We start from the raw sequence: 12,696 nt of genomic DNA, 5'->3' as shown, positions 1-12,696 counted from the left end.
AGGACCGTTTACTAATTAATACGATAACTATTCCTGTACCTTCAATTCAAAACTTTCCTCATTTCCGTCCCACCGAACAAGAACTTCGATGATATGATATTCCCTTGGAATAGCATTGCCCTGATGAAAAGCCCCGCTACTGAAAACCTTATTGGTACGAGGTTCCTCGAATGTCATCGTCGAATCGCTGGAGCCTGCCGGAGACTGATATTTATAATGAAATTCTTCTATTTCCGCCATTTCTTTATCGGTTCCCTTAAAAATTAGTTTAAATTGGTCTTCGTACTCGCTGTCATACTGTCCTCTTCCATTCCTTTCATAAAACTTCTCTTTCGCATTGATCTTGTAGGAAGCTTCCCAATGATCACTTTTACCAACAAAAGTATACTTATTTTTAATTGTTTCCCCACCAGCTCCAAAAACTATATAAATCACACCTAAAAGTATTAGTGCACCGAGGATAACTGCTGAGACCTTTTTTGCAATCAAGTCCTAACCCCCTAAATAACTAAATTTTCTTACTATTATTATAACAGAAAAGACCATCATATTATACCTATGATGGTCCGTATTACTTGTTAAAAACTTGCTCGACTTCGGTAGATTACCTGTCCTTTAGCTGCAAACTTTTCTTCATATTCCGTCATGACGTTCAGGGGGTCATCCATCGCATGAAGGTCCAGACTCACTTCCTCAAGCTTCATCCCAAATTCATTAAAACTTACAAGTGAATATTCGAATAATCCACGGTTGTCAGTTTTAAAAATAACCTTTCCCTTAGTATCCAATACTTCCTTATATTGCTCCAGGAATGTATGGTACGTTAGCCTTCTTTTCTCATGGCGACTTTTTGGCCATGGGTCAGAAAAATTCAGATATATGGTTTCAATTTCGTTTTCAGCGAACATTTCCCGCAGATCGGCTGCATCTTCATTTAAAAGCAATAGATTTTCAACTTCTGAATCCATTACTTTCTCTGCAGCTGATACGATAATGCTTTTCGCAACCTCTATACCAATAAAGTTAATATCTGGATGCTGTTTGGCCATACCAGCAAGGAACTGACCTTTACCGGTACCTATTTCAACATGAATGGGATAATCATTTTTAAAGACGGATTGCCATTTCCCTTTATGATCCATTGCATTTGGGATAACAAGCTGGTCATTATCCTTTAAAAAGTCATCAGCCCAAGGTTTATTTCTTTGACGCATTGCGTTCCCTCACTTTACTGCTTTTTGAATAGAAAAATTGAAACAGACTAAACTAATTCCTGAGGTGATAATAATGACGCTTAACGTAAACAATCAACTAAGATTGCTGCTCGATATTTTAGATGAACAACAAAGTGGATCTTCCGCCAGTGTCAGTGAATACCAACAGATTGAACGTTTAATCAAATCGATGATAACAAACAACAGCATCACGGATGAACAGCTATTGAGTTTGCTTCCCGAGATTTATAATTATGGAAGACAAGGCGAATCAGCGCAAAGTCAGCCGGATCATATTGCATTAAATAAAACTAATTTAGATAATTGGATAAGTGCTATACAACAAAATACGACTATAGAATAGACGTGCGCACTTGTTCATTTATTTCTTTTAAATCATTCAACCGTTCCACTACTTTTGCTGCTTCTTCACGCTTTGTATGCCAGCTTAAGAACTGGAGCGCATCGTGAATTAAGTACCAGTACATGCGTTCAAACATATTTCTAGTTGGTGTAACGCCGTATCTCATCAGCCAGTCATTCCAATTCTCTTTTGGAATATACCATTTCAGCAACATGCCAAAATCAGTAACTGGATCGGCGATCATCGCATTATCCCAGTCTACAAGAAATATATTGCTATCCTCGGTAAGAATGAGGTTATTATGATTAATATCACAATGGCAGACAACAAGCTCCTGATTCCGTGTTCTCGGCAGTAATTGCTCCAAATAATCAATTGCCTCCTGGACTTCCACATGTTGTTCGATGAGACCTCTGGAGTTCAAGAGGTCCTTGATGTTTTCCAGACTATCATCAGATGTGGCAGGTTTCCTTCCCATACGGAGGAGCATATGCAATAATTCAGTGGAATGATGGATCTTATGAAGAATATCAGCTACACGCTGATGTTGCATTTCATGAGATTTTAATGCTCTTCCTTCGAGCCATTCCTGTGCGGTAATGACATCGCCATTTTCCATCCGCTTCGTCCAAATCAGCTTGGGAACAATTCCTTCAGCAGATAATACAGCGAGAAATGGGGATGAGTTGCGTTTTAGAAAAAGCCGTCTGTTATCTTTTTCTGCAACAAACGCATCACCTGTAAGCCCGCCAGCCGGTGTTATTTTCCAACCAATACCTAATACTTGTCCAAGCCATTCAATCATAACCTATTCACATCTTTCAAAATTAGCGTTCAATAATATATTTTATAGTGATTTGTCCTAAATTACAAATAAGATTTTCCGTAATCATGATATTATTTGTCGTTAAGTGTTTGAACCTTTGATTTTTATTGGTTCTTCCTGCTTCTTTATCATGCTTGAATGGCAAATGTCTGTTTGGCCATCCACCTGAAACCGTATAGGTTGCTCGGAAGCTATTTTCATTGTTTTTGCTTCAAGAACTTCCACTTCCTTGTAATTTGCATGTTTCCCGAAAAAAACTGTCATAAACAGAGCTAAGACCTTCCATTTGGATATCGTATGAAGGATAAGAATTGGTAATACATTAGGCTGGACGACGGCATTTGGAATAATTTTCATGCCTCCTCCATAATATGGATGATTCCCGATTGAAACCATCCAGCAATTTTGAAGGAACTTTTTTTCCCCATCCAGTTCCAGTGTAACGGTCATTGGTTTAAAAAAAATTAAAACCTGTAAGAGTGCGATAACATAACTTACTGTACCAAGACCGATCATATTGAAAAAGTTCTTATAGCAGGATTTATTTGCCTTTTTTGCTATTTCCGCATCAAAGCCAAAACCTATGCTATTCACAAAATCCCGTTCTTCTTTATCATCCTGCCTATAGTTTCCAATCCAATAGATTAGTGGATGTTTATAATCTATAATCTGTTTTAAAATTTGTTCCGGTTTCCCTTTAATGCCACAGCCTCTGGCAAAATCATTGCCGGAACCTCCCGGGATGAAGCCAATCGGAATATCCGTTGTTGTCAGCCCGTTGATGACTTCATGGATTGTACCATCTCCACCAATAACAATGATTGTCTTGCCAGTAGGATCCTTGCTGATTTCCTTTGCAATCTCTTCCCCATGTCCTTCATGTTTCGTGAAATAGTATTTGCTATCCATTTGACGATAGCTTTTACTTTTTTGAAGATCGGAGAAAATCCGCTTCGCTCTGCCAGACCCTGCTTTTGGATTAATAATAAATAGGTACATATCCTATTCCTCCACGTCTTGAAATGTTTCTGTATCCCTATTGGCTTCCCATTCCGGACGTTTGATGGAAGTGGATTGACAAGTTTTCAGTAAAGCCTCTGCAGCCTTTAATTGCATGTTTTTTAACGGCGAAGTTAGACGACGTTTTTCATGAAACCAATCCGGATAATTCTTTTGACCGATTATCTTTGTATGATATGGCTCTGTTGCATAGACAATCGAATTTGTCCGTGACAGTACCGTTTTTTTAATCGGAAAATCAATCGAATGGCTGGCCAATATACTGCTTACAAGATTTTCTGAGCGTTTCAATGCGATGAGCGGACTGAGCATTTTCGTATGTTCATTGCCGTTCTCCAGTGTCCATGTTCGTTCGTCTCCAGCCATGATTACCGTATCCGGACTTTCCTCTAGAAAATGAATGATTTCAATTCCAATTGGGCTGATTAACATGATTTCTGTTTCAACTGGTGCTTTTTTAATTGTAAATATCGGCAAATACATAATTAAATACGTATCCGGAAAGCGTTGCAGCAAATATTTCAGTAGTGCGTCCCGATAGTAATTGCCATTTACAAAGGAAGTTTCCGTAACTGTCGATGTTGCCCATTTCATTTGGAATCGGAATATTTTATCGAGAAAATATTGCTTTAGCTCTAACTCCGTGTCAGGAAGGTCACTATATTCACTATTCTCTTGAACAGGCTCTTGATTTTCTTCTTTTGGTCGTTTCCATTTAGCTTTTAACCTGGAAAACCGCGACATGGTTGGTTGCTCTGTCTCTGGTTCCTCCTCTGTTTCCGGTTTACTGAGTAATTCAGGATTTTCCCATATGCTGTATAGCTTATTCCAATTATCTTTTTTCAATCGTATGTACTGGGTTGGGTACCGAAACGTGTCCCACTCGTAACGTGAGATATAATCCTGTAATTTAATAAGCTGAGCGATTGGTGACACCTCCCTAAAGTAATGAGCGTGTTGCAATTCGGACTCGAGGTTGCCAATAAGACATGGTTCATTTTTGTTGCTATAGAGCTACTTCAACGGAAACCGCTCAACAACCTCATATTTTGGAGACTTCGTTGGATGAATCTGAAACAATACAACTTCTGCAATGTGCATTGGCTGTTTGTCGGTAAATTGCTGTTGTAGTCCTGTTAGTGTTTCACCCGATAAAGTGCTCTCTCCGTCCCATTTTTTTGCCAACGTAATATGTGGGCGATATTGCCGGTTTTCTTTTTCATAACCAATTTTCTGAGAGCAGCTCTCCACGATATGTTGCAGTACAGATAATCGGTCAGTACCTTCAACCCCGGCCCATAAGACGCGAGGTTTCTTTGGATTGCCAAACGTACCGATTCCTCCGACAATCAAATCAAATACCGGAATCTCCTGGACCGCCTGCAATTCCTTTATTAACTGTTGTATTTTATTACCTTCAACTTCACCTAAAAACTTTAGCGTAATGTGTAGATCCTCCCTATGTGGCCATTGCTTGTATGCCAATTGACCTTTTAACTTATGCTGCCAGTCGGATAAAGATGTTTGCAATTCTTGTGGCAATTGAATAGCAATAAAATAATGTGACATCTGGAATCCCTCATTTAATTTGATTTTATCATCTTCGAACTATGTTTTTGGCTTAAGTGACAGACAATACGCTAACTCACTTTCTGTCAGTTCACGGTAATCACCGAGCTTTAGCGTTTCATCCAGTTTTAAGTCACCCATGCTAAGACGTTTCAAGTAGATGACCTTCTTCCCCACTGCTTCAAACATTCGCTTCACCTGATGAAATTTCCCCTCTGTAATTGTTACTTCAATCTCTGATTTTTCACCACGTTCCAGAATTTTTAGTACCCCTGGCTTTGCTTTATAGCCATCTTCGAGCACGACACCTTCCTGAAACGCAGCAATATCTTCATCCGTTACGAATCCATCTACCTTTGCATAATAGGTTTTCCCGATATTTTTCTTTGGAGAAACGAGTTGATGTGCAAGGTTCCCGTCATTAGTAAGAAGTAAAAGACCTTCTGTATCTTTATCAAGACGCCCGACCGGAAAAGGATTGAAATGCTTTACGTCTTTTCCAAGCAAGTCAATCACGGTTTTTTCACGGTTATCCGTCGTTGCAGAGACATAGCCGGGCGCTTTATTCATCATCAGATAAATATATTGTTGATAACGAATAATTTTTCCATTCACCAATACCTCATCTGCATTTGGATCTACTTTCATACTACTATCTTTGACCAACTTTCCATTTACGGTAACTTGCTTCTTCTTAAGTAACGTTTTTACATCTTTCCTGCTTCCAATTCCCATATTAGAAAGCAATTTATCGAGCCGCATCCTCATTCTCCTTTATCGTCTTAAAAATCTACCAACTAATGGAATTCTTCCACCGAAGATTCGTTCCAGCAATGTGGATGAATAGGCAAGTGCTAAATAAACGACTGCGCCTCCAGAAGCGCCGACTACAAGCATAACAATAGCGGCCCAGCGTTCTTCTTCGTAAGGAATGAATAACCCCATAATCCCTTTTAGTATCCAGACGACGATACACATAATCAATGTAAAAATAACGATGAGCATCGTCCGTTTAATGGTTTGTTTAAACTCGAAATCGATAGCTGTTTTAATCCTCCAGAAGTTTAGTAACACGGCGATGCCTGCAGCGATTGCAGTCCCAAAGATTGCCCCTTTCGCACCAAACATATGGATCAACTGACTGTTCAATAGAACTTTTGCCAAAAGACCCGCCAATAAACTGATGACCGCATAATTTTGCTGATCGATTCCCTGAAGAATCCCTGACGTTACCGTGAACAGGGCAAACAACAAGGCAACAGGTGCATACCAAGCCAACAATGTTCCGGTCACTGCAATATCTTCCATGTCATATAAAGAACCATATGCTTCATCAGAAAGAATCGCTATCCCTACAGAAGCAGGAATGACAAGGACAAGTATAATCTGTAGTGCCTGATTTATCTGCGTTGTAAACAGTTGGTTATTTTTTTTCGTAAACGATTCCGTCAAGCTCGGCAGCATCGCCAGTGAAAGCCCAGTGGCAATTGTCATCGGAATAATAACCACTTTGTGCCCGTACGTAAGAATAGCTGCAGCTGCTGGAATCCAAACGTCATTCCGACCGCTAGCAACCATCGCCGGTTGAAAAGTAAACTGATCGATTAATTGATATAAAGGAATTGCCAGTCCAACAATTACAAACGGCCCTGCGTAACGGAATAGTTCTTTAAATAACTCTCCAGTCTTAAAATCATACGTATAACGCTGCTGAGCAATTTGCCGCTGAAGATATGGTTTGCGTTTTTTCCAGTACATAGCCAACACGATACAGGAGGCGATCGCCCCAATAAAAGCTGCAAATGTAGAAAAACCGACAGCGGTCGTTATGGAACCACCCAGTAAATGGATGATAACGTATGAACCAATTAAAATAAATGCAATCCTGACAATCTGTTCAACGACCTGGGAAACGGCTGTAGGACCCATTGATTGGTGTCCCTGGAAAAATCCCCGGACAATACTCATAGAAGGAATAATGATTAGTGCAATACTAACCATCCGTGTAACAAAAGCTATGTCTTCAGCGGTTACCTCCGCTTCATCACTCGTTATCTGCATTTGTGCAAGCCAGTCAGCACTGAAGAACAAAATAAGGAATGCAACAAAGCCTGTGCCAAGCATCAGCGTACTTCCGGCCTTAAACATTCGCATCCCGGTCTCATAGTCACCGAGTGAATTATATTTAGAAACAAATTTGGATACCGCTACTGGTATTCCAACTGTAGAAATACTAATAAAAATACTATATGGTGTGTATGCATACCCGTACATCGCACCGCCCTCTGCACCGACTAGCGCATTAAACGGTACCAGATAAATCATACCGAGAAACTTCGATAAAAACGAAGCCCCCGTCAAAAGCATCGTGCCTCTTACAATATTCGACATTATTTCACCCGCATCTTTTCGCATTCATATTTAAACTGCGACTTCCCCGTCAGCAGTGTCTTATCTTTTTATACTAAATTTCATTTTATCATACTTAATCTGCACTTTCTTCAAATATATTCGTTCTGAAACTCATTTTATGTCGAATTTATAATTATATTTAACGAAAATTTGAGAGTGAGACTAGTTAAGTGGTACTATACTAACGAAAGGAATGAATCGAATTGACATATGATGTAATCGTAATTGGCGGTGGACCGTCCGGCTTGATGGCGGCTATATCTGCTGCAGAACATGGCGGAAGAACGTTGCTGATCGAAAAAGGAAAAAAACTTGGCAAGAAGCTCGCCATATCAGGCGGCGGTAGATGCAATGTAACCAATCGCCTCCCACAGGAAGAGGTCATCAAGCATATTCCCGGAAATGGTAAATTTCTTTATAGCGCTTTTTCCGTTTTTAATAACTATGATATTATAGAATACTTTGAAAATATGGGCGTCGCACTAAAAGAAGAGGATCATGGTCGCATGTTCCCTGTCTCCAATTCGGCACAAAGTGTTGTGAATGCACTCATCGATAAATTGAAGGAATTAAACGTCACCGTAAAAATGAATACAAAGGTGGAAGCTGTCCATTACAATGATACGATGCACAACGTTATTTTGACTGATGGCGAAAAATTGGAAACGAAAGCGATTGTGATTGCTGTTGGCGGTAAAGCAGTTCCGCATACGGGGTCAACTGGCGATGGCTATGCATGGGCCAAGAAAGCTGGACATACAATCACTGAGCTTTATCCGACTGAAGTTGCTCTCACATCCAAAGAGCCCTTTATCCAGAATAAAAGTCTGCAAGGTCTCTCACTCCGTAGTGTTGATTTATCTGTATTAAATAAAAAAGGAAAACCGATCATCACTCATAAAATGGATATGATTTTTACCCATTTCGGTGTGTCAGGTCCGGCAGTATTACGCTGTTCGCAATTTGTTGTAAAAGAATTGATGAAGGGCCAGAAAAAAGTCCCAATGATACTTGATGCCCTGCCAGATAAAGATCAAGAAGAACTGATGACAGATATCTTGACTTTAATGGAGGAAAATCCAAAAAAAGCTTTTAAAAATATTGTTAAAGGTGTTGTTCCAGAACGTTTTTTAACTTATATTCTGAATCAAAATAAAGTTGGAGACGACCAAAAATGTGCGAATGTATCTAAAGAAACCGTGCGTTCCATCGTACAGACAATCAAAAATTTCACCTTTAACGTTCATGGTTCTCTCCCACTCGAAAAAGCATTTGTAACCGGTGGTGGAGTATCCATCAAAGAAATAGTACCAAACACGATGCAATCGAAGATAATGCGCGGACTTTATTTTTGCGGGGAAATCTTAGATATTCACGGCTATACAGGCGGCTATAACATTACCTCAGCCCTTGTCACAGGCAGACTTGCAGGAATGAATGCAGCAGAAGAAGCAAGTTACATGGTATATGATTCCTAGCATGTTTTCAGGTTTTTGTGCCATCCTAATCTTGTCTGATACTAAAACTTGAGAGGATTGATGTTATAATGCAAAATCGTAATGGTATGTGGTTACCAATACTAGCTTCTGTCGGTGTGGGCGCTGCAACGTATTATTCGATGACAAGAAATAATCAGAATCTCGGACAAACCGTACAGAAAATGATGCCCTTTTTAGGCGGGAGTAATAATAGTAACAACTCCTCCGGCAGTATGGGTCCTTTTGGTATGAGTTAATCAGACGGATAAAGGAAGTGCACATTATGTTGCACTTCCTTTTTATATAATTTGAAATATTTTTTTATTTGAAATAGACTGGAAAGCTACGGCATACTGAGTGTATAATAATGAAATTAAATAAAAATTAGGACAACATGGGGGAAGCAAATATGAAACGATTTGGTTTACTTGCTCGAATTATTATCGCTATCATCCTTGGTATTGTTATTGGATACTTTGCAAATGAATGGTTCATTCAACTATTTGCAACGTTTAATGGATTATTTGGAAACTTTCTAGGCTTTATTATTCCACTGATTATTATTGGGTTTATTATTCCAGGAATAGGATTTATGGGACGTGGAGCAGGCAAGCTATTAGGTCTTACTGCTTTACTTGCATATGCTTCCACTATTCTCGCAGGAACAATAGCATTTTTCATAGCAAAAAATGTATACCCTACGATACTTCGAGGACAGTCCATGGAAATTTTTACAGATCCAACAGAAGGATTAAGCGAAGCATTCTTTAATGTGGAAATGGCACCACCAATGGAAGTTGTAACAGCACTGCTATTATCCTTTGTAGTTGGAATCGGGATCGCAGCAATTAAAAGCGATGCCCTGCTAAAATTATCCAACGACTTTCGCGATATTATTCAACTCGTTATCGAAAAGGTAATTATTCCATTACTACCGTTCCACATATTTGGTATATTCGCCAATATGACACATGCTGGTCAAGTTGCAACAATCTTAAATGTGTTTGCAAAAGTTTTTATTATGATTGTAATACTTCATTTCTTCTACCTGATATTACAATATTCGGTTGCAGGAACACTAAGCAAACAAAATCCTTTGTCAATGCTTAAAAAAATGTCACCAGCTTATTTCACGGCACTTGGCACACAATCATCTGCAGCAACCATTCCAGTAACATTGAAACACTCTAAAACATTAAAGGTACGGGAAAATACTGCTGACTTTACCGTTCCACTTCTGGCAAATATTCACTTATCAGGAAGTACAATAACAATTTTAAGCTGTGCGCTAGCAGTATTATTTTTACAAGGTGAGTCCATTGCATTCACAACCATTCTTCCATTTCTATTAATGCTTGGCGTTACAATGATCGCAGCTCCAGGTGTACCGGGTGGTGCTGTTATGGCAGCAATCGGTTTATTGGATACCATGCTCGGCTTCGGCCCAACAATGTTATCCTTAATGATCGCTTTATACCTCTCGCAAGACAGTTTCGGTACTGCTTGTAATGTAACCGGCGATGGAGCCATTACATCAATCACAGACAGTATCAGCAAGAAATGGAATGTCACAGAAATCGATAAAATCCAAGCTTAATATATAAAGGGGTGAAATGAGCTTTAAAGCCTTTCATCCCTTTTTTATGCAAGATATTTATATGAGTCATAGGAAGACAGCAATTCCTCATATTCTTTTAAAAGATTAGCAAATACAGAATCCCACGTCTGGCTCAATGCATATTTACTCCCTTGGAAACTCATCATTTCTCGTTTTTCTTTATCTAACGATACTGTTGTAATAGCTTTAACAAACTCTCCAGTATTCTTCTCTTTACATAGTATTCCAGTTACATTGTGCATAATCGTACGAACTCCTCCAGCATTTACACCAATAACTGGAGTTCCACATGCCAACGATTCCAATACCACATTCCCGAAAGTCTCTGTAGCAGAAGGAAAAACAAATAAATCAGATGACGCGTATATTTGGGTCAAATCTTTTCCAGCCAAAAATCCCGTAAATGTCATATTAGACGAAGCATTTTTCTCTAAGTCATTCTTTAAAGGACCATCACCAACAAATAACCAGTGAATATCATTTCTCTGTTTTTCATCAAGCATTTGATTAATCTCCGGAATAAGCATTACATCTTTTTCAGGCGAAATTCTTCCCACAAAAAGGAGTATATATTTTTGTTTAATCTGATATTTATTTCTTATTATACGCTTATCGTAAGCGGAGTGAAATACAGAATGATCCACCCCACGTGGCCAAATCGCTAAATTAGTAAATCCTTGCTTCTGTAATTGTTTCTGTGTATCAATAGACGGAACAAATATTTTTTTGAGTGGACGATGAAACCAATGCATATATTTCCATAGGACTTTTGACAAAAATTGCATATCGTAATACTCTAAGTATTTATTAAAATCAGTGTGATAAGAACCAACGATAGGGATATTTAATTTTTTGGCAAAATGCAATCCACATAAACCGATATTAAAAGGTGTAGCAACATGAATGATATCGGGTTCAAAGCTTAGTAATTCTTTCTTTAAAAAAGGTAAATTAGGCAACGCTAACCTACATTCCCGGTATAGGAAAAAGGGTAAGCTTGTAAAACGTAGGACGTGTTTTGAAAATAAATCTTTGCTAGAACTTTTAGGTGCAAATACTCGGTATTCAATAGTGTTTTCATTCAAATATTCGGTGTAACGCTGTAAGGTTCTTGCCACACCGTTTACATCAGGTGCAAATGTATCTGTGAAAATTGCAATTCTCATTTTATTACCCCCTTCATTTAAAACAAAAATAAGCATTTTTACAGGAACATATTTGTAAAATTACTCACCATGAATGCATATGATATTGTGCCAGCTGACCAACCAATTAAACAACCAACTACCACATCAGACGGATAATGAAGACCTAAATAGATACGTGATATTCCAACTAAAATGGCGATTGGAACTAAAATAATAGTCCATATGGGGTTTAACAATATAAATGGTGTCACTATAGAAAAAATAGCAGTCGTATGACCAGATGGGAAAGAATGATCTTTTAAGGGATTATCGGTCACGTCTATTTGAGGAAGTGCTAAGTATGGTCTTCTTCGAGGGAATAGTTTTTTCGCCAATGCTACAGGAATATGACTTATTGTCAGTGAAATGGCGCTTGCAATTGCAGTCAACTGTATTGAACTTGAACTGAATAGAATGAATAATAACAAAATGGAAATCGTCCATTTAGCATCTCCAAGGTGTGTAATTGTGCGTAAAAATAAATTTAAATGCCTGCGCTCAAAGAATTGATTAATATACTTAAATAACTTGCATTCTACAGTATAAAAGTGAGCAAATAATTTCTCCATGGTAATCCCCCCAGTTCATTATGTTAATATCTACTACCAATTGTAATAAAGTATTATTTAGTTAATTATAATTTAATGTAAAATTATTCTTACATCGCATTTATTCTTACCAAGGAGAGAAGTTCGTTTAAAAAAATTCTTCTATTTCTAAAATAACTTTTTAAACACAAAAAAACAGCTGATACAAATTGTATCAGCTGTTTTTGACTTGCCTGGCGGCGTTCTACTCTTGCAGGGGCAAAGCCCCAACTACCATCGACGCTGAAGAGCTTAACTTCTGTGTTCGAGATGGGAACAGGTGTGACCTCTTCGCTATTGCTACCAGACATTTTTTAAAAATAAGGACAAGTTATATTATATGCATTTTTAAATTAAAATGCAAGTCTTTTTTAACTTATACCTTAAAAACTAAATAAGAGTGAATCAAGACATCAAAAAG

The 12,696-nt window shown here is 38.3% G+C and carries 14 protein-coding genes and 1 rRNA gene; 4 read left to right on the top strand and 11 right to left on the bottom strand.

Annotated elements, in window-relative coordinates; translation table 11 throughout:
• Window positions 1-27: 27 nt before the first annotated feature.
• Window positions 28-489, bottom strand: a complete 462-nt coding sequence (locus ACFOUV_RS00075) for a hypothetical protein (RefSeq protein ID WP_379494724.1) — start codon at window positions 487-489, stop codon at window positions 28-30.
• 89 nt (window positions 490-578) lie between these two features.
• Complete coding sequence (trmB, locus tag ACFOUV_RS00070; protein ID WP_379494723.1) at window positions 579-1,214, bottom strand: tRNA (guanosine(46)-N7)-methyltransferase TrmB; 636 nt, start codon at window positions 1,212-1,214, stop codon at window positions 579-581.
• Between the two features lie 73 nt (window positions 1,215-1,287).
• Here trmB and ACFOUV_RS00065 point away from each other — a divergent pair, with 73 nt between their 5' ends.
• Complete coding sequence (locus tag ACFOUV_RS00065; protein WP_379494722.1) at window positions 1,288-1,578, top strand: YtzH-like family protein; 291 nt, start codon at window positions 1,288-1,290, stop codon at window positions 1,576-1,578.
• Here the strand turns inward: ACFOUV_RS00065 and ACFOUV_RS00060 are convergent.
• The 6 genes from ACFOUV_RS00060 to ACFOUV_RS00035 all read right to left on the bottom strand — a co-directional run bounded on the left by ACFOUV_RS00060 (window position 1,568) and on the right by ACFOUV_RS00035 (window position 7,384).
• The gene (locus tag ACFOUV_RS00060) at window positions 1,568-2,383 is read right to left on the bottom strand and encodes a phosphotransferase (protein ID WP_379494721.1); all 816 of its coding nucleotides are present in this window, start codon (window positions 2,381-2,383) and stop codon (window positions 1,568-1,570) included. The two genes, ACFOUV_RS00065 and ACFOUV_RS00060, sit on opposite strands and share 11 nt — an antisense overlap.
• Before the next feature lie 102 nt (window positions 2,384-2,485).
• Complete coding sequence (locus tag ACFOUV_RS00055; RefSeq protein WP_379494720.1) at window positions 2,486-3,403, bottom strand: diacylglycerol/lipid kinase family protein; 918 nt, start codon at window positions 3,401-3,403, stop codon at window positions 2,486-2,488.
• Between the two features lie 3 nt (window positions 3,404-3,406).
• The gene (locus ACFOUV_RS00050; RefSeq protein WP_379494719.1) at window positions 3,407-4,360 is read right to left on the bottom strand and encodes an NERD domain-containing protein; all 954 of its coding nucleotides are present in this window, start codon (window positions 4,358-4,360) and stop codon (window positions 3,407-3,409) included.
• Window positions 4,361-4,438: 78 nt separating this feature from the next.
• Window positions 4,439-4,993 (bottom strand): RNA 2',3'-cyclic phosphodiesterase, encoded by a 555-nt coding sequence (gene thpR, locus ACFOUV_RS00045; protein WP_379494718.1) that lies wholly within the window; start codon window positions 4,991-4,993, stop codon window positions 4,439-4,441.
• A gap of 39 nt (window positions 4,994-5,032) precedes the next feature.
• Window positions 5,033-5,755: a pseudouridine synthase gene (locus ACFOUV_RS00040; protein ID WP_379494717.1), complete on the bottom strand. Its 723-nt coding sequence runs from the start codon at window positions 5,753-5,755 to the stop codon at window positions 5,033-5,035.
• Between the two features lie 12 nt (window positions 5,756-5,767).
• Complete coding sequence (locus ACFOUV_RS00035; protein WP_379494716.1) at window positions 5,768-7,384, bottom strand: putative polysaccharide biosynthesis protein; 1,617 nt, start codon at window positions 7,382-7,384, stop codon at window positions 5,768-5,770.
• Between the two features lie 224 nt (window positions 7,385-7,608).
• Here ACFOUV_RS00035 and ACFOUV_RS00030 point away from each other — a divergent pair, with 224 nt between their 5' ends.
• The 3 genes from ACFOUV_RS00030 to ACFOUV_RS00020 all read left to right on the top strand — a co-directional run bounded on the left by ACFOUV_RS00030 (window position 7,609) and on the right by ACFOUV_RS00020 (window position 10,480).
• Window positions 7,609-8,883: a BaiN/RdsA family NAD(P)/FAD-dependent oxidoreductase gene (locus ACFOUV_RS00030; RefSeq protein ID WP_379494715.1), complete on the top strand. Its 1,275-nt coding sequence runs from the start codon at window positions 7,609-7,611 to the stop codon at window positions 8,881-8,883.
• 68 nt (window positions 8,884-8,951) lie between these two features.
• On the top strand, window positions 8,952-9,140 hold the full coding sequence (locus tag ACFOUV_RS00025; RefSeq protein ID WP_379494714.1) for a hypothetical protein: 189 nt from the start codon (window positions 8,952-8,954) through the stop codon (window positions 9,138-9,140).
• A gap of 152 nt (window positions 9,141-9,292) precedes the next feature.
• Window positions 9,293-10,480, top strand: a complete 1,188-nt coding sequence (locus ACFOUV_RS00020) for a dicarboxylate/amino acid:cation symporter (protein WP_379494713.1) — start codon at window positions 9,293-9,295, stop codon at window positions 10,478-10,480.
• Window positions 10,481-10,524: 44 nt separating this feature from the next.
• On the opposite strand, the gene ACFOUV_RS00015 is transcribed toward ACFOUV_RS00020, so the two are convergent.
• The 3 genes from ACFOUV_RS00015 to rrf form a co-directional block, all read right to left on the bottom strand.
• Window positions 10,525-11,667, bottom strand: a complete 1,143-nt coding sequence (locus ACFOUV_RS00015) for a glycosyltransferase family 4 protein (protein WP_379494712.1) — start codon at window positions 11,665-11,667, stop codon at window positions 10,525-10,527.
• Window positions 11,668-11,705: 38 nt separating this feature from the next.
• Window positions 11,706-12,257, bottom strand: a complete 552-nt coding sequence (locus tag ACFOUV_RS00010) for a phosphatase PAP2 family protein (RefSeq protein WP_379494711.1) — start codon at window positions 12,255-12,257, stop codon at window positions 11,706-11,708.
• 210 nt (window positions 12,258-12,467) lie between these two features.
• Window positions 12,468-12,583 (bottom strand): 5S ribosomal RNA (gene rrf / locus ACFOUV_RS00005).
• Between the last annotated feature and the right edge of the window lie 113 nt (window positions 12,584-12,696).

This window comes from Oceanobacillus longus (genome assembly GCF_042650085.1).
Lineage (GTDB): Bacteria > Bacillota > Bacilli > Bacillales > Amphibacillaceae > Oceanobacillus > Oceanobacillus longus.
This window is presented reverse-complemented; position numbering and strand designations above follow the sequence as displayed.

What these genes read in the sequence shown, in the direction of transcription:
- trmB (WP_379494723.1), bottom strand. Translation starts at nt 1,214, where the DNA reads ATGCGTCAAAGAAATAAACCTTGGGCTGATGACTTTTTAAAGGATAAT.
- ACFOUV_RS00065 (WP_379494722.1), top strand. Translation starts at nt 1,288, where the DNA reads ATGACGCTTAACGTAAACAATCAACTAAGATTGCTGCTCGATATTTTA.
- ACFOUV_RS00060 (WP_379494721.1), bottom strand. Translation starts at nt 2,383, where the DNA reads ATGATTGAATGGCTTGGACAAGTATTAGGTATTGGTTGGAAAATAACA.
- ACFOUV_RS00055 (WP_379494720.1), bottom strand. Translation starts at nt 3,403, where the DNA reads ATGTACCTATTTATTATTAATCCAAAAGCAGGGTCTGGCAGAGCGAAG.
- thpR (WP_379494718.1), bottom strand. Translation starts at nt 4,993, where the DNA reads ATGTCACATTATTTTATTGCTATTCAATTGCCACAAGAATTGCAAACA.
- ACFOUV_RS00040 (WP_379494717.1), bottom strand. Translation starts at nt 5,755, where the DNA reads ATGCGGCTCGATAAATTGCTTTCTAATATGGGAATTGGAAGCAGGAAA.
- ACFOUV_RS00035 (WP_379494716.1), bottom strand. Translation starts at nt 7,384, where the DNA reads ATGTCGAATATTGTAAGAGGCACGATGCTTTTGACGGGGGCTTCGTTT.
- ACFOUV_RS00025 (WP_379494714.1), top strand. Translation starts at nt 8,952, where the DNA reads ATGCAAAATCGTAATGGTATGTGGTTACCAATACTAGCTTCTGTCGGT.
- ACFOUV_RS00020 (WP_379494713.1), top strand. Translation starts at nt 9,293, where the DNA reads ATGAAACGATTTGGTTTACTTGCTCGAATTATTATCGCTATCATCCTT.
- ACFOUV_RS00015 (WP_379494712.1), bottom strand. Translation starts at nt 11,667, where the DNA reads ATGAGAATTGCAATTTTCACAGATACATTTGCACCTGATGTAAACGGT.
- ACFOUV_RS00010 (WP_379494711.1), bottom strand. Translation starts at nt 12,257, where the DNA reads ATGGAGAAATTATTTGCTCACTTTTATACTGTAGAATGCAAGTTATTT.